At 36.5% G+C, this 16,717-nt stretch carries 18 protein-coding genes and 3 tRNA genes; 11 read left to right on the top strand and 10 right to left on the bottom strand.

Annotation, left to right across the window (positions count from 1 at the left end; translation table 11 throughout):
- Positions 1–13: 13 nt before the first annotated feature.
- Complete coding sequence (locus HX004_RS09985; protein ID WP_286442347.1) at positions 14–1,615, bottom strand: ABC transporter substrate-binding protein; 1,602 nt, start codon at positions 1,613–1,615, stop codon at positions 14–16.
- A gap of 89 nt (positions 1,616–1,704) precedes the next feature.
- On the opposite strand from HX004_RS09985, the gene mtaB reads away from it, so the two are divergent.
- Positions 1,705–3,024, top strand: coding sequence for a tRNA (N(6)-L-threonylcarbamoyladenosine(37)-C(2))-methylthiotransferase MtaB (gene mtaB, locus HX004_RS09980; RefSeq protein WP_286442346.1), 1,320 nt, complete (start codon positions 1,705–1,707; stop codon positions 3,022–3,024).
- Between the two features lie 106 nt (positions 3,025–3,130).
- Here the strand turns inward: mtaB and HX004_RS09975 are convergent, their stop codons facing one another.
- On the bottom strand, positions 3,131–3,412 hold the full coding sequence (locus HX004_RS09975; protein ID WP_002990470.1) for a GNAT family N-acetyltransferase: 282 nt from the start codon (positions 3,410–3,412) through the stop codon (positions 3,131–3,133).
- A gap of 213 nt (positions 3,413–3,625) precedes the next feature.
- Here HX004_RS09975 and HX004_RS09970 point away from each other — a divergent pair, with 213 nt between their 5' ends.
- From HX004_RS09970 to HX004_RS09960, 3 genes are all read left to right on the top strand, one after another.
- The gene (locus tag HX004_RS09970) at positions 3,626–4,282 is read left to right on the top strand and encodes an alpha/beta fold hydrolase (RefSeq protein WP_286442345.1); all 657 of its coding nucleotides are present in this window, start codon (positions 3,626–3,628) and stop codon (positions 4,280–4,282) included.
- Between the two features lie 2 nt (positions 4,283–4,284).
- Positions 4,285–5,178, top strand: a complete 894-nt coding sequence (locus tag HX004_RS09965) for a lytic transglycosylase domain-containing protein (protein ID WP_286442344.1) — start codon at positions 4,285–4,287, stop codon at positions 5,176–5,178.
- Between the two features lie 100 nt (positions 5,179–5,278).
- Positions 5,279–5,482 (top strand): hypothetical protein, encoded by a 204-nt coding sequence (locus HX004_RS09960; protein ID WP_286442343.1) that lies wholly within the window; start codon positions 5,279–5,281, stop codon positions 5,480–5,482.
- On the opposite strand, the gene HX004_RS09955 is transcribed toward HX004_RS09960, so the two are convergent.
- Positions 5,477–6,262, bottom strand: coding sequence for an alpha/beta fold hydrolase (locus HX004_RS09955; RefSeq protein WP_286442342.1), 786 nt, complete (start codon positions 6,260–6,262; stop codon positions 5,477–5,479). The genes HX004_RS09960 and HX004_RS09955 overlap by 6 nt on opposite strands.
- Before the next feature lie 141 nt (positions 6,263–6,403).
- On the opposite strand from HX004_RS09955, the gene HX004_RS09950 reads away from it, so the two are divergent.
- From HX004_RS09950 to HX004_RS09940, 3 genes are all read left to right on the top strand, one after another.
- The gene (locus tag HX004_RS09950; protein WP_286442341.1) at positions 6,404–6,958 is read left to right on the top strand and encodes a hypothetical protein; all 555 of its coding nucleotides are present in this window, start codon (positions 6,404–6,406) and stop codon (positions 6,956–6,958) included.
- 275 nt (positions 6,959–7,233) lie between these two features.
- Positions 7,234–7,473 (top strand): hypothetical protein, encoded by a 240-nt coding sequence (locus tag HX004_RS09945; RefSeq protein ID WP_286442340.1) that lies wholly within the window; start codon positions 7,234–7,236, stop codon positions 7,471–7,473.
- A gap of 4 nt (positions 7,474–7,477) precedes the next feature.
- A complete protein-coding gene (locus tag HX004_RS09940; protein WP_286442339.1) occupies positions 7,478–7,909 on the top strand; it encodes a YrzE family protein in 432 nt (143 codons plus the stop codon).
- Positions 7,910–7,964: 55 nt separating this feature from the next.
- Here the strand turns inward: HX004_RS09940 and HX004_RS09935 are convergent, their stop codons facing one another.
- Positions 7,965–8,567: a nitroreductase family protein gene (locus HX004_RS09935; protein ID WP_286442338.1), complete on the bottom strand. Its 603-nt coding sequence runs from the start codon at positions 8,565–8,567 to the stop codon at positions 7,965–7,967.
- A 97-nt stretch (positions 8,568–8,664) separates the two neighbouring features.
- Between HX004_RS09935 and HX004_RS09930 the strand changes: the two genes are divergently transcribed.
- Positions 8,665–9,039 carry a winged helix-turn-helix transcriptional regulator gene (locus HX004_RS09930; RefSeq protein WP_286442337.1) on the top strand — a complete coding sequence of 125 codons (375 nt, stop codon included), beginning with the start codon at positions 8,665–8,667 and terminating at the stop codon, positions 9,037–9,039.
- Positions 9,040–9,104: 65 nt separating this feature from the next.
- Here the strand turns inward: HX004_RS09930 and HX004_RS09925 are convergent, their stop codons facing one another.
- From HX004_RS09925 to HX004_RS09905, 5 genes are all read right to left on the bottom strand, one after another.
- Entirely contained in the window at positions 9,105–9,653 is a 549-nt protein-coding gene (locus tag HX004_RS09925; protein ID WP_286442336.1) for a YbhB/YbcL family Raf kinase inhibitor-like protein, read from the bottom strand.
- A gap of 87 nt (positions 9,654–9,740) precedes the next feature.
- Positions 9,741–10,577 carry a helix-turn-helix domain-containing protein gene (locus HX004_RS09920; RefSeq protein ID WP_286442335.1) on the bottom strand — a complete coding sequence of 279 codons (837 nt, stop codon included), beginning with the start codon at positions 10,575–10,577 and terminating at the stop codon, positions 9,741–9,743.
- A gap of 275 nt (positions 10,578–10,852) precedes the next feature.
- Positions 10,853–10,926 (bottom strand) — tRNA-Arg (locus HX004_RS09915).
- Positions 10,927–10,941: 15 nt separating this feature from the next.
- Positions 10,942–11,019 (bottom strand) — tRNA-Pro (locus HX004_RS09910).
- Positions 11,020–11,025: 6 nt separating this feature from the next.
- A tRNA-Ser gene (locus tag HX004_RS09905) sits at positions 11,026–11,109 on the bottom strand.
- A 478-nt stretch (positions 11,110–11,587) separates the two neighbouring features.
- On the opposite strand from HX004_RS09905, the gene HX004_RS09900 reads away from it, so the two are divergent.
- From HX004_RS09900 to HX004_RS09890, 3 genes are all read left to right on the top strand, one after another.
- The gene (locus tag HX004_RS09900) at positions 11,588–12,766 is read left to right on the top strand and encodes an acetyl-CoA C-acyltransferase (protein ID WP_286442334.1); all 1,179 of its coding nucleotides are present in this window, start codon (positions 11,588–11,590) and stop codon (positions 12,764–12,766) included.
- Between the two features lie 96 nt (positions 12,767–12,862).
- On the top strand, positions 12,863–13,624 hold the full coding sequence (locus HX004_RS09895) for a C40 family peptidase (RefSeq protein ID WP_286442447.1): 762 nt from the start codon (positions 12,863–12,865) through the stop codon (positions 13,622–13,624).
- An 86-nt stretch (positions 13,625–13,710) separates the two neighbouring features.
- Complete coding sequence (locus HX004_RS09890; protein ID WP_286442333.1) at positions 13,711–15,063, top strand: DEAD/DEAH box helicase; 1,353 nt, start codon at positions 13,711–13,713, stop codon at positions 15,061–15,063.
- Between the two features lie 49 nt (positions 15,064–15,112).
- Here HX004_RS09890 and nhaA read toward each other — a convergent pair whose 3' ends face one another.
- Entirely contained in the window at positions 15,113–16,453 is a 1,341-nt protein-coding gene (nhaA, locus tag HX004_RS09885; RefSeq protein WP_286442332.1) for a Na+/H+ antiporter NhaA, read from the bottom strand.
- Positions 16,454–16,717: the final 264 nt, after the last annotated feature.

Genomic DNA, 16,717 nt, shown 5'->3' with positions numbered 1-16,717 from the left:
AAAAAAATTTACTTTACTCTTTTTTTACTTTTTTTAGAAATAAATTATTCATGGGGTTTATTCCCAGTTGATGAATATCTTTTCGGCTAAATCGAACGGCTTGATCATAAAAAAGAATGAGTACTGGTACCTCTTCAGCTATGAGCTGATCCATTTGTTCGTACAACTGTTCTCTATCGCGATCATTTGTAACCTGCAAAGCTTTCTCATACCATTGGTCATAGGTTTTATTAGCAAAGAAGGTGTAATTAGGTCCGTTAGGCGCTTTGTTTTTACTATAAAAAAGAGAGAGATAATTTTCCGCATCGGGATAATCCGCAATCCAACTTCCTCTAAAAAAAGCAATTTTTCCAGAAGCCATTCCTTGCCTCAAGGTCGCAGGTGGCATAACGTCAATTTCGACAGTCAAGCCGATTTTTTGCCACTCTCTTTGCAAATATTCAGCAATATCCAAATAGCCAGCATTGGTTGCTAGTGGAATCACCACTTGTGACAATTTATATTCCTTTTTATATGCTTCCACTAAGGCTTTTGCTAGGGGTATGTCATAAAGTGTTGCCAGTTGAATATTTCCCTTAAGTCCCTGAGGTATAATCCCTCCTACTTTTGTTGTCCCCATTCCACTTCTTAAGTGTTTGAGCATTTTTTCGCGATCAAATCCAACATTCAATGCTTGTCGAATTCGCTTATCGCTTATCGCACTTTGTTTATCTCCCATATTGAATCCCAAATACTCTGTATTGAGATAAGGTCCAGTTTCCATTTGTACCAGCGATTGATACTTTTCTTGCAACTGCCCCTCTAAAGTGATTAAATCATCTTTATAGGAAGGATCTAGTCCCGAAATAAAATCGAGTTTCCCTTGGATAAACTGTAAAAACGCACTTTGTTTATCTGGAAGAAAAGTAATGGCGACCGACTCTAGATAAGGCAATTGCACACCTTTATCATCTTTTTCAAAATAGTTGGGATTGCGTCTCAAAACCAATTTGACACTCTCTTCCCAAAATTTAAAATAAAAAGGTCCCGTTCCGATAGGGTGAGTTCTAAAATCATGCTGAGAATCTTCCACCACTTCACGAGGTACCACAGAAGCATAGCGCATGGATAACAACCCTAAAATAGCGGGAAAAGACTCTTTGAGTTCCAAGCGAAACACCGTATCATTTACTGCTTCATAGCGCTTCACCTTCTGCATAATCCAAGCTCCTGGAGAGGCTACTTTAGGATCTGTTAATCGATCTAAACTATAAACAAAATCACTAGCTACAACTGTTCGAGTTTGCGCTGATCCGAAAGCAGGGTGAGGATGAAAATACACCCCTTGACGCAAAGTGAAATCATACGTCAATCCATCTGCAGAAGCCTGCCATGATTGAGCAATATCTCCAACTATATTCAATTGATCATCGAGCTGAACCAATCCATTAAACAGCTGATTACACGGCCAAATAATCGCCATACTTCGCGCAAAAGCAGGATCAAGTGTTTGAATATTTGAACTTTCATTGTATCGAAATACCGCACCTCTCTCATTTTCATCGCTTTTCTTTTGACAAGAATAAACTGTGAAGACAACACAAAGAATTGATATATAATAAATTATTGATTTCATCAAACCGAATTTTGTACGTAAATTTGCACGCTTTGTGACAACAAAGAGTAAATATACTTCAAAGTTACTACTCATAGTAAAGAATGATTATGGAAAATAGAAAAAAAGTAGCTTTTTACACCTTGGGATGTAAGCTAAACTTTTCTGAAACCTCAACAATAGCAAGAAGTTTCGTAGATGAAGGTTTTGATCGTGTTGAATTTGAGGATGTGGCAGACATTTATGTAATTAATACGTGTTCTGTAACCGAAAATGCAGATAAACAATTCAAACAAATAGTAAAAAAGGCGCAAAAGAAAAACGACAAAGCTTTTATCGCTGCTGTCGGTTGTTACGCCCAATTAAAGCCCGCTGAATTAGCGAATGTAGATGGAGTTGATTTAGTATTAGGTGCAACGGAAAAATTCAAACTAACCGATTACATCAATGACCTTTCTAAAAATGAAATGGGTCAGGTGCATTCTTGTGAAATTTCAGAAGCCGATTTTTACGTAGGTTCCTATTCAATCGGAGATCGTACAAGAGCTTTCTTGAAAGTGCAAGACGGTTGCGATTACAAATGTACCTACTGTACAATTCCATTAGCTCGAGGAATTTCTCGAAGTGATACCATGGAAAATGTATTGAAAAATGCAGCAGAAATTTCCGCTCAAGATATCAAGGAAATTGTCTTGACTGGGGTAAATATTGGCGACTATGGAAAAGGTGAATTTGGAAATAAAAAACACGAACACACTTTTTTAGAATTGGTTCAAGCCTTGGATCAAGTGGAGGGAATTGAGCGTTTGCGCATTTCTTCTATTGAACCCAACTTATTGAAAAACGAAACGATTGAATTCGTTTCTCAAAGTAGAACCTTTGTTCCGCATTTTCACATTCCGCTTCAATCAGGAAGCAATGACATTCTAAAGAAAATGAAACGCCGTTATATGCGTGAATTATACGTAGAGCGTGTGGAAAAAATCCGTTCTGTTATGCCTGACTGTTGCATTGGTGTAGATGTTATTGTTGGTTTTCCTGGAGAAACAGACGAAAAATTCTTAGAAACCTATACCTTTTTGAGTGATTTAGACATTTCGTATTTACATGTATTCACCTATTCCGAACGCGACAATACAGCGGCTATTGACATGGCAGGTGTTGTTCCAATGGAAGTGAGAAACAAGAGAAGTAAAATGTTGCGTGGTCTATCGGTAAAAAAACGCCGAGCGTTTTACGAATCTCAACTAGGAAAGGAAAAGACCGTTTTATTTGAAAGTGAAAACAAAGAGGGATACATCCACGGCTTCACAGAAAACTACGTCAAAGTAAAAACCCCTTGGGATCCAGCATTAGTGAATACTTTACGTCCAATTAAATTAACAAAGATTGATGAAGACGGTATCGTTCGATTCGATTTTCTAGATTAAATTAAAAAACCTGTTTGGATTGACATTCAAACAGGTTTTTGTTTTTTTCACCCTTTTAAGGGGGTATGTTGTGTATGTTATAAGTGGGTTTTAAATTCTCACAGGATTAAATTCTTATCCCTGGAGGAAGCATTTCTTTGTAAATAGGGTTTTTCCTAAAGAAAGAAACAATTTTTGGGTGTGTAGGAACAACTCTCAATCGTTTTTCTCTAACGATGTCCAGTACTCCTTTTAAGAAATCGATGGATTGTGCTTGCACTCCTTCTTCGAATCCTTTTAATTTGGTAAGAAAGATTTTTCTCTCTTGAAGTGAATACTCCACGCTAAGCAAACCTTGATCGGTTTCGAGCTCAAACTGACGAAGTAGTTCATTGTCTTTAATTTCCATTATACTAAAATTTTATATTTTCAGGTTAGGCATATGTCTTTTTCATAGCAAAAAAAGAATATAGACACAAAAGCGTCCTTCCATAACAAAATGATATCCTAAGAAATTTTTAGCGGATTTATACAGTGGATACAAAAAGTTTTATCCCTATATTTATCAAAGTTCGTCATTTTTTTCCACACCACCCCCATTAACTATGTTAATTTATTTAAAATGAACAAAATACCTATTTTTTTCTTTCCTGGAATGTCGTCAACCTCCCTCATTTTTGAAAGATTGGAATGGGATACTTCCCGTTTTGAATTACATTTTTTGGAATGGTTGCCTTGTGAAAAAAAAGAAAGCTTAGCCGATTATGTACAAAAATACATTCCCCTTATTCAACAGAATAATCCTATCTTGGTAGGCGTTTCATTTGGAGGGATAATCGCACAGGAAATCGCCAAGCGAATCAACGTTCAAAAAGTAATCATTATTTCCAGTGTACGCTCAAACAAAGAATTTCCCAAGCGTTTTAAATGGGCTAAATACACCAAAGTGTACAAGCTTATTCCGACGCATGGAGTTGAATTTTTATTGCGTATGATTGAACGCTATGGCAATGACAAACAGAAGAAACGCGTAGCCATGTACAACCGCTACTTGTCTATTCGAGATCCCCATTATTTGAATTGGTGTATACAAGCCGTTCTGACTTGGGATCAAAAAGAAGAATTAAACCACGTCGTTCATATTCACGGTACAAAAGATGAGGTATTTCCTTTTAAAAACATACGAAATGCAATTGAAGTTCCAGGAGGAACACACGCTATGATTATTGTCAAATACAAGTGGTTTAACCAACATTTAGAAAAAATTATATTGAAATAACGATGAAAAAGAATCTCAAAAACGTGCTTTACACAACGGCAGTTGTCGGCATAGCCTCTACGTTTATTTTTGCAACAGCACATGAAACTGCTAATCCAGAAGATACCAAAAACCCAACGGATCATCATGTACCACTTCCATTAACCGCAAATTTTGCTGGAGAAAAAACACCCCTAGACATCCTGGATGTCAAAGAGCGTTTTGATCGAGAGATGATTATCAATGCGAATCTTCATTCATCGACTACCTTGGTCATCAAAAGAGCAGAACGTTATTTCCCCATTATTGAACCCATCTTAAAGAAAAACAATATTCCCGACGACTTTAAATACCTCTGTGTTATTGAAAGTACGTTATCTAATGTCGTTTCTTCTGCGGGAGCTTCTGGATTTTGGCAATTTATGAAGGGAACAGCGGGAGAATACAACTTAGTAGTAGATGACTATATCGATGAGCGTTATCACTTAGAAAAAGCAACAGAAGCCGCTTGTAAATACTTTAAAGATGCTAAGGCTCGTTTTGGTTCTTGGACCATGGTAGCAGCAGCGTACAACCGCGGCATGGCAGGTATGACAAAAGCGATGAACTCCCAATACGTGGACAATTACTATGATTTATTTTTAAATCAAGAAACGTCTCGTTATGTATTTCGAATTCTAGCGATGAAAGAAATTATGTCTAATCCACAAAAATATGGATACGACATTCCGAAATCAGAGAAATATCCTCCAATTCCAATGCGTACTATTACCTTGGATAAAGATGTTGATGATTTACCAATGTTTGCTATTGAACAAGGAGCTAACTATAAACTATTGAAGTTATACAACCCTTGGTTGGTGAATACCAGCGTAAAAACAAAAGGAAAAACCTATACCATCGAGTTACCACGATAAGTAAAAATAGCCTCATCCCTTACAAAATGAGGCTATTCTTTTTGTCTCTCTTTTATCCTCCAAATGATTTTATATCTTTGCTCCCGATACAACAAACACAATGGATAAAGAAACTTATATCAAAACCGCCCTAGAAACCATTAAAGCGAAGAATCTTCAAGTGCCCTTTGAATTGGCGCAAGGCAGTGTAATTACCAATTTAGATCAATACTTAAATAGTTTGAAGTCTTCGTATTTACAAGCCAAAGATCCTCGAATTGAACAATTGTTTTTAGATAAAATTGAACATTTAATCAACTTATAAGTACCGATTTAAAAAGGAGATAATCAATGCTAAGGTTTTCTCCTTTTGTTCTTTATGCGGGATATGTCCGACTTGTTCAAAGATGTATTTTTCTGCCACTCCGCTTACGTGACGAATCGTTTCTTCTACTTGTTTTAAGGTTCCGTATTCATCCAAATCTCCTTGTAAGAATAATAAAGGAGAGGTGATACGATGCAATTCAGGCACCATGGTCCAATTGCGATAAGCGGGATCCAACCAAATATCAAACCAGGCATAACACAGCTTTTCAACGCGTTCGCCGTGATATTTTGCCAAGCGATGCTTTAAGTCTGTTTCTTCATACGCCTTTTTTGCATCAGCTACTCCTTGCAGTGTAACCTCTTCTACAAAAACATGCCCTGCTTCAATGACCATAGCTCTTGTGTTTTCAGGATATAAAACACCATACCACAAAGCGATAGATGCTCCATCACTATGTCCAAATACAGCAATCTTTCCCAAGTTCAAAACCTGACGCAAACGCTCTAAAAATTCACCTTCTTGTTCTAAATAATCCTGAGCTCTATACGAAGTGTACAGGGGTTGTGATTTTCCATAGCCCACGCGATCATAAACCATAACATCACATTGCAATTGCTCAGCTAACAACTTCGGCCAATCACGCCACAATTCTACGCTGCCCAGTGAATCGTGCAATAAAACTAAAGTTGTGTCCGTTTTGGAGTTCTCACAGGCATACAAATGCACAAATATAGCTTGGTCATCCACTTGAACGATTTGTTCAGTCAATCTAATCATTGTTTTTAGCTTTTCTCAAAAATAAGATTTTTGTTGGGGATTACCGTGCGTTTTATGTTGATAATTGCCCTTCTTTTTGTCAAACATTAGGTAAACACCCTTTATCCCCTTATCTTTAGTCTTTTATATATTACATTCACGATGAGAAATCTACTTGTTTTGCTGTTTTGTATCAGCAGTGTATTTTGCACAAAGGCTCAAACACCTAATTCTTCGCAACAGTTTATCCAAAACCTCGCACAACACTGTGGTAAGGCATATAAAGGAAGTATTGTTTCCTCTCCTATTCCCGCCGATTTTGACAATAAGGAATTAATCATGTATGTAGCTGCTTGTGACAAACGAGAAGTGAAAATCGCTTTTTTTGTTGGAGACGATCTTTCTCGTACTTGGGTCTTTACCTTAAAAGGGGATCGAGTTGAACTCAAACACGATCACCGTCAACCCAATGGTCAACCCGATGAAATTACCATGTATGGAGGGACAACAACTAATACGGGAACCGAACATATTCAATACTTTCCTGCAGATCAAGAAACAGCACTAAGCATTCCTGCGGCAGCTTCTAACCTTTGGTGGGTAACCATTGACGAAAAAGCATACAGCTATAACTTACAACGCGCTGGTTCTAAAACGAGTTTTAATGTGGTGTTTGATCTCACAAAACCGATTACAACCGAAAAAAGAGCTTGGTAGATTTACCCTTCCTTCCTTTTTAAAACAATCATCCTACTTCAACTTACCCTTACGCTATAATTTAGCTTTTTATCATAGGATATAATAGCATGTTGATAATTAACTAATCAAATCAATACTTTAAAAAAGTATAAAAATAAAACACAACAAGCTAAAAATCAGACAATTATTAAACAACCCTATTGTTTTTATAAATGCATCTATGTATCTTTATATTCGTTTTTATATAAAAAACATCATGATTTGCAAAATAGTTAATTAATCAAAAAAAACGAATGAGTAGTTTAATTTTAAAAATAGAATCTCTTTTTGACTCACTCTTCCAAAATATTGGAGATAATTTCAATGGAGCATATCAATCGGATAATAAAGAAGTTATTCAATTGAGAAAAAGGTTGAGGGAAGAAAATCAAATACCCACAACTAAAGACGACAGACATAACCTTAGCAATGATGCCCACAACATAGCTAAAGATTATAAAAAGGCGTTAGCATACTACCCGAAGGAACGTTAATCTTATGGCTAAACAACAGAGAACACAAAAGCAAACAACTGTTGATCATAAGAATGGAAACGGATACCAGCAAGAACACACTGAGGTTTTTGATGATAATTTACTACCTGATGCTACTGAAATTCAAAAACTAAAAGAAATGGATCCTGAAATTATGACCTGGTTAAAAGCAAGAGCTGAAAAAGAACAAGATTTTAGACATGCTGCTTTCAATCATAGGACTACTATTTTAGAAAGTGATGTAAAAGGTAGTATTAGAATCAATACTATGGGAACTATATTTGCTTTTATTATAATCATGAGTGGAATGGCTTTTTCTGCTTTTCTAGTTCATTACGGTTCAATTATAGCTGGTACAATTTTTAGCGGTCTCACCATAGTGTATGCCGCTTCTCTTTTTTTAAGAAAGAAAAGAAACATGAGTAACGAAAAATAAGAAGTTTTATTTTCTAAATACAAGGGTGTCCTAAAAAGGTCACCCTTTTTTGTTTTTAAATCGATTCAATCACTTCCTCCAAAGCAAAACGAGACTTAGGTAAAACGCTTGGATGCATAGGGTCCGTTAGATCAGCATAACCAACCGTAACCGCAAATAAAGGAGCATATCCCTCTTGTTTCAATATCGTTTTATACTCTTGACGATTGATTCCTTCCATCGGCGTTGCATCTAGTCCTAAACTCATACAAGCAGACAGAAAATACCCTAAGGAAAGATACACTTGATTTTCCATCCAGGATTTTGTGGCTTGATCTCCACGAGATCGAACCAAAGGTTCATAGAATCCCTTCACCCAACCTTCGGGTAAAACAGAAATATTGTGCTGTTCAAAGTGCTCCAAATCGTCCATCACACTAAACACAACAACTAATCCAACCGTATTAATGGAATTTTCATTGGTATACGACTGTGCAGCTAATTCAGCTTTTACTTTTTCATCCGTAACAAACGTAAATTTCCATGGTTGACTATTAATGGAAGACGGACTTAATCGAAGGATATTTTTCAATTCTTCTATTTGCTCTGGTGCAATCTTTTTTGTCACATCATACTTTTTCGTAGCATATCTGCGTTGGGCAAGATCTAAAAAATTCATATAAAATGGATTTAGAATTAATACTATACTTTTTATAGTTGCAAACTTATGTATAGTAAATTATCTTTGCAAGAACGGTCAAAAAGGATAGTAACAGATGTATACGATAGACAATCAAGAATTCCCTTGCAGTACAAGCTTAACAATGAGATACATAGGCGGTAAATGGAAAGCGGTCATACTCATTCATTTAATAGAAAAAAAACGTTATAATGAATTGAGAAAGGCCATTCCCATGATTACGGAACGCACCTTGAGCTTACAATTAAAAGAAATGGAAGAACATGGCTTAATCAATCGTACCGTTTATACCAATAAACCGCCTTTAAAAGTAGAATATGAATTAACTGCTTTTGGACAAACACTTATCCCTTTACTTGAGGCAATTGCAAAATGGGGGAAAACAACAGGTACGACAAAGAAAGAAATTACGTATACACCAGAAGAAACAATCTGTTCCATTTTGGAATAATACTAAAAATACAAAAAGAGTCTTCGATTTTTGAAGACTCTTTTTGTGCGTAATACGTTTCTATGTCATCGCTTATAATAGGCTATAATACTTGCTTTTGCTAAGGTTTGATTCCACAAATTAAAACCAACATAAGCTGGGTTTGCATTCGAATCAAGTCCCAATGTAGCTGTTTTTAATGCATAAACGGTAATGATATATTGATGAAACCCGTGTCCTTCTGGTGGGCAAGGTCCACCAAACCCTTTGATTCCATAATCGGTCGTACTTTGAATAGCTCCTTTAGGTGCCAAATTCAAACTGACATTTCCTGCATTGCCAACTAATTCATTCACATTTGAAGGAATATCAAATACCACCCAATGCCAAAATCCACTTCCTGTTGGAGCATCGGGATCATACATCGTAACCGCAAAGCTTTTCGTTCCTTCTGGAGCATTTTCCCAACTTAATTGAGGCGATTGATTATCCCCTGAACAACCGAATCCATTAAATTCCATTGTTTTAGTTCCTGAACCTCCCAAATCTTTACTCGATAAGGTAAAGGTATTTTGTGCAAATCCCAAGGTTGATACTAGTGAGATTACCCATACAATTAACTGTGTTTTTTTCATTTTAGCTTACTTAAAAATTTAAAACAAAGGTAATCTGGAACCTAAAGGAAGAGTTTTGACATTCATTCAAAAACTATTGCTAAAAGCTCAATTCTTCTGATGTTGTTTTGGGGTAATTCCATACTTATTTTTATAGGCTTGAATAAAACTAGACAGGTTTTCATATCCCATATCTAAATAAATCTCTGTAGCCGTTTTCTTTTCAAAATGCAACAAATAATGTGCATATTCCAATCGCTTGTTCTGAAACCATTTCATTGGAGATTCTCCATATTGCTTTTCAAAGGTTCTTTTGAAAGTCGAGATACTCATATTGCACAAAAAAGCGAGTTCTTTGATAGTCAGTTTACAATGTATATTACTTTCTATGGTACGAATAAACTTTAGTGTACTATTATCATTTGTAGAGAGCAAAGAGTAAAGCAATCCCCTTCCATACTTTTCAAGGAGATACCACATAATTTCTTCGAATTTCACTTCTAACAATCGCAGTTGAATTTCTTTTGATAATTTATTTACATCGAGTAAGCTTTTTACAAATCGACGAATAAAATCATCATATTGAAAGGAATGAATCGACGGATACTCAAAAGACGGATTGGAATCTAACTCCACTTTTTGAACAAACTTTTGAATGGCCTCATTAGAAAAAAACAACAATACACTGCTATAATTTTTGCCTTCAGATAACTTCTCCGTCATTAAACAATGTCCAGATTTCATCAAGAGAAAATAAGCGGAATCAATAGCTTGTACTCCATCATCAAATACTACTTCTTTGATTCCTTCAAGCAAGAAACTGAAGGTATGCTGATTCAATACGATTTGTTGACGATCGATTTCCATGGAACTGCGATAATCAAAAATTTGAATGGGTTTAGATTGATCGAGATTCAGGTCAGTAGGAAGTGTTATTATATTCATCTGGACTTATTCGTTTAAGACAAATCTTATTGCTTGAAGGTATGCTATCTCATGAAGACTTCTCAATTAGAGCAGGATAAAGGTACTATTATTTCTTTAGTCATTCCCCTTACTTTGGAACTTGACTGGGAAATGATTAACGGTTTGGCCTTTTTCCTATGTAGACTATCTAAACTTTTGCATAGTCCTCAACTTTTGAACTGATCCAAAAAAAAGATTTACTCAAAAAAGCAAAACAACAAAAAAAGCCTCAGCATATGCTAAGGCTTTTTATGTGATCCAATCAGGATTCGAACCTGAGACCTACTGCTTAGAAGGCAGTTGCTCTATCCAGCTGAGCTATTGGACCCTACACTACTTGTAGTGGTCGGGGTGGCAGGATTCGAACCTGCGACCTCCTGGTCCCAAACCAGGCGCGATGACCGGGCTACGCTACACCCCGAAGAAGCGGAGAGACAGGGACTCGAACCCTGGCGACCGTTACCAGTCGACAGATTAGCAATCTGCTCCGTTACCACTCCGGCACCTCTCCGTTGCTTTAAAGAAGAGTTATCTTCTGTATTGCGGATGCAAAAGTAGCACGAGTTTTCGTTGTTTCCAAATATTTATGCGAGAAAAATTTAAAAAAAACAGACCCCCACAACAAATCAATTATCTATCAAGGAGATACAACCTCATATTTTTTTTATTTTTTTCAATATAAAATGAAAAAACTTTTCGAAAGACCTCATTTATCCTCCAACTTCTGCTTCTCTACCCCCTTCATTCAAATTCAAAAAAGACCTTTTCTCTCGATTAATGTTAATATACCCGATTATTTCCTCCAGACAATTCGACCAAATAAATTTATAATGTATATTTGTCCTTCACATAGAATCAAAAAATATCTAACTAATTATCCGCAAACGCGAATAGCTTGTGTGACAACATTACCACAATATCAAATTGTCTGTATTTCTAAGTTGTCATCTAATCTATCGTTAGTAGAGGATTGATAAACACTATTTATTATGAGTAAAAGAGTAGTAATTGTATCTGCTGCTAGAACACCAATTGGGAGCTTCTTAGGTTCATTATCTACAGTTCCTGCAACGCGATTGGGAGCTGCTGCAATTAAAGGCGCTATTGATAAAGTTAATTTAGACGTAAATTTAGTTGACGAAGTAATCATGGGTAACGTTGTTCAGGCAGGTGTTGGACAAGCTCCAGCTCGTCAAGCAGCTATTTACGCTGGATTAAGCAATAATGTTCCTTGTACTACAGTTAATAAAGTTTGTGCTTCAGGAATGAAAGCCATCATGCAAGGTGCACAAGCGATTATGTCTGGAGATGCTGAGGTAGTTGTTGCGGGTGGTATGGAAAACATGAGTTTAATTCCACACTACGTACACATGAGAAACGGGCAAAAATTTGGTCCTACAACATTAGTTGACGGATTGCAAAATGACGGTCTTGTTGATGCGTATGACAACCAAGCAATGGGTGTAGCTGCAGATAACACAGCAAGCGTACACAATATCACAAGAGAAGAGCAAGATGCTTTCGCTATTCAATCGTATGAGCGTTCTGCTAAAGCTTGGGAAGAAGGAAAATTCGACATGGAAATTGTTCCTGTAGAAGTTCCTCAAAGAAGAGGAGAACCAATCATCGTTTCGAAAGACGAAGAATATTCAAACGTAAAATTGGACAAAATCACAGGATTACGTCCAGCTTTCACCAAAGAAGGAACGGTTACTGCTGCTAATGCTTCTACCATCAATGATGGTGCTGCTGCTGTAGTATTAATGAGTGAAGAAAAAGCAAAAGACTTAGGATTAAAGCCACTAGCTTACATCAGAAGTTATGCAGATGCTGCACAAGAGCCTATTTGGTTTACAACTGCACCTGCAAAAGCATTGCCTATTGCATTGAAAAAAGCAAACTTAGCTATTTCTGACGTTGATTTCTTCGAATTCAACGAGGCTTTCTCTGTAGTAGGATTAGCAAATGCTAAGCTTTTAAATTTAAGCACAGACAAAATCAACGTAAACGGTGGTGCTGTGTCTTTAGGACACCCTCTAGGATGTTCAGGAGCGCGTATCGTTGTTACTTTATTAAGCGTTTTAGAACAAAACAATGCGAAGATTGGTGCTGCAGCTATCTGTAATGGTGGTGGTGGTGCTTCTGCTATTGTGATTGAAAGAGCTTAATTCAAGATCAAGATTTTTAATAAGATTAATAAAAGATGGGTTTGATTTCTTCAAACTCATCTTTATTTTTGCACTTTAATACAAATACCCTATATGATGTTTGCTTATTGTAACCTTTCGATTGTTCCCCTACGCGCAGAACCTAGTGATAAAAGTGAATTGGTATCTCAACTGCTGTTTGGAGAATTGTTTACAATACTCGAGCAAACCGAGAAATGGTCTAAGATTGAGCTGGCTTTTGATCAATACCAAGGATGGATTGACAACAAACAATTGCAAATCATTTCCAAAAGTGAATACGATACATTAAACCAAACCGCTCCAATTTACGCAGGTGATTTTGTAGAATTTTTACATTCTTCAGACAATCAACTGATGTCTATTCCACTTGGGAGCAACCTCAACGTCTTAAAACACGCTTCCACAAACCCTCTAAAATTCGCCTTTGAAGGACGCTCCATTACAGGAACTTTCACCAAAAGTCAATTTGTAAAAACGGCCTTTATGTATTTGAATGCGCCATACTTATGGGGAGGAAAAACACCTTTTGGCATTGATTGTTCTGGTTTCACGCAGATGGTATATAAAATCAATGGTCATATAATTCCACGAGACGCCTCTCAACAAGCAACCATAGGAGAAGCCTTGAGTTTTATTGAAGAAAGTGAAGCTGGAGATTTAGCCTTTTTTGACAATGCGGAGGGAAATATCATCCATGTTGGAATTATTATGGAAAACAACTACATCATTCACGCCCATGGTAAAGTGCGCATCGACCGCTTAGACCATTTGGGAATTTACAATGTAGATTCAGGAAAACACACCCATAAATTACGTGTCATCAAAAAAATTCTGTAATTTTTTAAGGTTGTCCTTTATCCAATTGTATTCCAATACTTACTACAAGCATAAAAAAACGTATCTTTGTCCAAATAAGATATTTTATGCATACTTTCGAGCAATTTAATCTACCGAAAGCTTTACAAAAAGCCCTAGATGAGCTTCAAATTACTACGCCTACGCCTATTCAATCCAAATCATTTCCTGTTATTTTATCAGGAAGAGATGTAATGGGGATTGCACAAACAGGTACAGGTAAAACTTATGCTTATTTACTTCCCATTTTAAAACAATGGAAATTTGCCCACGTGGACACTCCACGCGTTGTTATTATTGTACCAACTCGTGAATTAGTGGTTCAAGTTGTGGAGGAAGTGAATAAACTAACGCAGTATATGTCGATTCGCTCTTTAGGCGTTTATGGAGGAACTAATATTAACACCCAACGCAAAGCCGTTTATGACGGGGTGGATATCCTCGTAGGAACACCAGGTCGTATGATGGACTTAGCCCTTGATGGTGTACTGCGTTTTGACAATTTACAAAAGCTAGTCATTGACGAATTTGACGAAATATTAAACTTAGGATTCAGAACTCAACTGACTTCCATCCTTGCGATGATGCGCAGCAAAAGACAAAATATTTTGTTTTCTGCAACCATGACTGAAGAGGTAGATGAGGTATTGGAAGACTTTTTCGACTTCCCTGAAGAGGTATCTTTAGCTGCTTCAGGAACTCCTTTAGAAAAAATTGATCAACAAGTTTATCGCGTTCCCAATTTCTACACTAAGATGAACGTTTTAATTCACTTGTTGAAAGATAAGGAAACATTCAATCGCGTATTAATTTTCATCAATAGCAAGCGTTTAGCTGATGTTGTTATGACTCAATTAGAAGAAGCATTCCCTGATGAATTTACGGTGATTCACTCCAACAAATCGCAAAATTTCCGTATGCGTTCCATGGCGGAATTTCAAGCCAGTGAATTAAGAGGATTGTTAACCACCGACATTATGTCTCGTGGTCTTGATATATCAGATATTAGTCACGTTGTCAACTTACAGTTTACTGACATACCTGAACAATACATTCACCGTATTGGGCGTACAGGACGTGCAGACAAAAAGGGTATTGCCATCTCTCTTGTTGATCCAAAAGAAGAAGAAATGCTTTTAGAAGCAGAAACGCTAATGGAAAAAGAACTAAGAGAAATTGAAATTCCTGCAGAAGTTGAGATTTCAGATAAACTAATGGAATTTGAGCAATCGAAACTAAAAGCAAAGCAATTAGTTAAATCGAAAAAACCACTTGAAAAAGGAGCTGCTTTTCACGCGAAAAAAGAAAAGAATACCAAAGTTAATCTTGGTGGACCAGGAAAGAGAAAACCGAGAAAAACAAAACCAAGAAATCGCGCTGTTGACGCTAAACGCGCAGCTAAGAAAAAGAAAGATAACTAAATAGAAAAAGCCGAAGACATCCTCTTCGGCTTTTTTATTGTATTTTATTTTATTTCTTTGATTTACCTGCCAAACTCAGCACGATGAATCCCAATAATCCCCCTAGACCAGAAGCGATTAAAATTCCCAATTTTGCTTGACCAGGAAACTCTGGATGTAGATTGATATCAAAGGCTAATTCTGTTACGAATAGAGACATCGTAAAACCAATGGAGGCTAACAGTCCTAAACCGAATAAGTTTTTATAGGTCATTCCTGTTGGCATTTTTGCCACACCAAATTTGATAATTAAAGCTGTTAGGCCAAAAACACCCAAGACTTTTCCTACCAACAAGCCTAAAGCAACCCCTAAAGTTACGGCACTTACTCCTTCACCTCCACCCATACTAATAGGAATAGCAGCATTGGCTAAAGCAAATACAGGCATAACAAAGAATGCTACAAAATTGTGCATGCTGTGTTCTAAGCGAATCGCTGGCGGTAAACTATTTTTAGCTAAATCTTGTATCTCACCTACACAATCCATCTGATCTCCTGTCAAGGTTGGAATCTTATCATCTGGATCGATGCTGTTGAATTTATTTTTTAGTTGTTCTAATTTTTTGCGGAAAAAAGGCTCGTGAATTTTAGCTGTAGACGGAATCGCAAAAGCAGCTAAAACAGCAGCAATCGTAGCGTGAACCCCAGACAACATAAAGGCTAACCAAATTCCACCAATACCGATAATCGCATAGTAAATCGTATTGCGAATTCCCAGTAAATTACTGATAATCAATAGTCCAAAAAAGCCCAATCCAATACCTAAGTTAATTAAGGATAATTGCTCTGTATAAAAAATAGCAATCACTAATACAGCTCCTAAATCGTCTGCAATCGCTAGAGCTGTCAAGAAAACTTTTAATGAAGTGGGTACCTTATCTCCTAGTAAATAAAGCACACCCAAAGCAAAAGCGATATCCGTTGCCATGGGAATTCCCCATCCATGAGCAGCATCTGTTCCTGCATTAAAAATAGCGTAAATAGAAGCCGGAACAACCATTCCTCCAATAGCAGCAATAATAGGCAACATTGCTTTTTTAGGAGAGGATAATTCCCCTGTTGTTAACTCTCTTTTCAATTCCAAACCAACAACAAAGAAGAAAATAGCCATCAATCCATCGTTCACCCAATGTTTTAACGAGTGATTCAATGAAAAATCATTAAATGAAAAAGCGATGTGATTTTCTTCCCAAAAAGCATTGTATTGATCTGCCCAAGCAGAATTAGCCATAAAGATGGCAATCAAAGCAGCGATAAACAATATAATCCCACCTGATGTAGATTTTTGCATGAATTTACTAACAGGAGCAATTAATTTATCTGCTGGTGTTAACTTCAGATTATCTTCCATTTCTTTTACGTTTGTATAAATATTTAATACCAAATATAGGTTTCCTCTATCTTTTAACCAAGCAAGCCTTTTATTTTTTAATATTTTCTATTTTTGCGCTTTGATTTTTTTAGTTATAAAAACATCGTATCCCTAGGTATTTTTCACTTTTACCCCATATTGCACAACATTATTTCTCTTTTATTATCAACCAATAAAAGAGACTTGCATTTCTCTCCTATTTCAATAAAAACACTTTTGCTATTTTTTTATTTGAACTAATAG

Origin of the sequence: Myroides sp. 1354 (genome assembly GCF_030324495.1) — a bacterium.
Classification (GTDB): domain Bacteria; phylum Bacteroidota; class Bacteroidia; order Flavobacteriales; family Flavobacteriaceae; genus Flavobacterium.
Note: the sequence above shows the minus strand (reverse complement) of the source record. Positions and strands in the feature narration are given on the sequence as shown.

Coding starts and splice junctions, on each gene's coding strand:
- HX004_RS09985 (WP_286442347.1), bottom strand. CDS start 1,615: ATGAAATCAATAATTTATTATATATCAATTCTTTGTGTTGTCTTCACA.
- mtaB (WP_286442346.1), top strand. CDS start 1,705: ATGGAAAATAGAAAAAAAGTAGCTTTTTACACCTTGGGATGTAAGCTA.
- HX004_RS09975 (WP_002990470.1), bottom strand. CDS start 3,412: ATGGAAATTAAAGACAATGAACTACTTCGTCAGTTTGAGCTCGAAACC.
- HX004_RS09970 (WP_286442345.1), top strand. CDS start 3,626: ATGAACAAAATACCTATTTTTTTCTTTCCTGGAATGTCGTCAACCTCC.
- HX004_RS09965 (WP_286442344.1), top strand. CDS start 4,285: ATGAAAAAGAATCTCAAAAACGTGCTTTACACAACGGCAGTTGTCGGC.
- HX004_RS09960 (WP_286442343.1), top strand. CDS start 5,279: ATGGATAAAGAAACTTATATCAAAACCGCCCTAGAAACCATTAAAGCG.
- HX004_RS09955 (WP_286442342.1), bottom strand. CDS start 6,262: ATGATTAGATTGACTGAACAAATCGTTCAAGTGGATGACCAAGCTATA.
- HX004_RS09950 (WP_286442341.1), top strand. CDS start 6,404: ATGAGAAATCTACTTGTTTTGCTGTTTTGTATCAGCAGTGTATTTTGC.
- HX004_RS09945 (WP_286442340.1), top strand. CDS start 7,234: ATGAGTAGTTTAATTTTAAAAATAGAATCTCTTTTTGACTCACTCTTC.
- HX004_RS09940 (WP_286442339.1), top strand. CDS start 7,478: ATGGCTAAACAACAGAGAACACAAAAGCAAACAACTGTTGATCATAAG.
- HX004_RS09935 (WP_286442338.1), bottom strand. CDS start 8,567: ATGAATTTTTTAGATCTTGCCCAACGCAGATATGCTACGAAAAAGTAT.
- HX004_RS09930 (WP_286442337.1), top strand. CDS start 8,665: ATGTATACGATAGACAATCAAGAATTCCCTTGCAGTACAAGCTTAACA.
- HX004_RS09925 (WP_286442336.1), bottom strand. CDS start 9,653: ATGAAAAAAACACAGTTAATTGTATGGGTAATCTCACTAGTATCAACC.
- HX004_RS09920 (WP_286442335.1), bottom strand. CDS start 10,577: ATGAATATAATAACACTTCCTACTGACCTGAATCTCGATCAATCTAAA.
- HX004_RS09900 (WP_286442334.1), top strand. CDS start 11,588: ATGAGTAAAAGAGTAGTAATTGTATCTGCTGCTAGAACACCAATTGGG.
- HX004_RS09895 (WP_286442447.1), top strand. CDS start 12,863: ATGTTTGCTTATTGTAACCTTTCGATTGTTCCCCTACGCGCAGAACCT.
- HX004_RS09890 (WP_286442333.1), top strand. CDS start 13,711: ATGCATACTTTCGAGCAATTTAATCTACCGAAAGCTTTACAAAAAGCC.
- nhaA (WP_286442332.1), bottom strand. CDS start 16,453: ATGGAAGATAATCTGAAGTTAACACCAGCAGATAAATTAATTGCTCCT.